The 966-nt window shown below is 42.9% G+C and carries 1 protein-coding gene; it reads right to left on the bottom strand.

The window, feature by feature from the left end; translation table 11 throughout:
- The coding region (locus OCH80_RS10140) for an IS3 family transposase (RefSeq protein WP_404540641.1) at window positions 1-920 on the bottom strand (920 nt) is incomplete at its 3' end.
- Window positions 921-966: the final 46 nt, after the last annotated feature.

Consider the following 966-nt stretch of genomic DNA (forward strand, 5'->3'; position numbering starts at 1 on the left):
AGATGGAATTCTGTCACGTCGGTAAACCAATGTCTGTCGGGAATAATTGCGTAGAAATTGCGCTTGATTAAGTCTGGCTTGATCTTGCCTTGAACGCCGTAATAGCTGCTGTATTTACGTCTCTTGCGGATTGAGATGCCGAATAAACCCATCTTTTGCATGAGCCTCTGCACCTTCTTATGATTGATCTCATAGCCTTCACGGCGAAGCTGTCCATAGATTCGCCGGTACCCATAGCGCTGGCTGTGTTCAAGATAGATCTCTTTGATTCTATCCATCAGCTTCTGGTTACCAGAAGCCTTATCTGGCTTATGGGTCTGATAGTAATAGTTACTTCTTGAGATATGAGGCAATCCAGGATCGGCATTAATAACATCGATAATGTACTTAACGCTAAGCCGCAATTCTTGCCTTAATTCAGTGATTGCACGAGCTAATTCTTCTTTTCTTGGCTCTTCCGTTCTTGAATTAAGGCCTCCAATTTTTTTATGTATGCAAGCTCGACTGTAAGTCTCTTTACCTGCTCTTCCAGCTCTTTGATCCGTTGTTTGTCCTTGCTTTTGGGCATTCTTGGGTGATCTACCTTTCTTATTGGTAATGACAGTATACCCGTTTTCTTTGAAAGAGCGAAGCCAATTTGCAAGAATTCCATGATTCGTGAGCCCTAAGTCTAAGGAAACCTGCCTAAGTGCTTCACCACCTAGCAGAACCCTATCAATAGCCGCAAGCTTAAAATCACAAGTATATTTCTGTTGAGGACGATCCAGGATACCTTCTCCATGCCTTTGAAGTAAGGCCACCATATATGCAATTTCTCCTGGCCTCATCCCATATTTCCGGCTAAGGTAGGCACCTCTCCTGTCATCGTCTATCCATTCGTGGTAGATAGCAAGTTTGATTTCTTTAGTGTATTTAGTCATGAAAATAACCCCCGAAATTAGTGTCCTAATTTCGGGGGTCATATCA

It is taken from the genome of Lactobacillus sp. 23-2 (genome assembly GCF_044902225.1).
Lineage (GTDB): Bacteria > Bacillota > Bacilli > Lactobacillales > Lactobacillaceae > Lactobacillus > Lactobacillus absianus.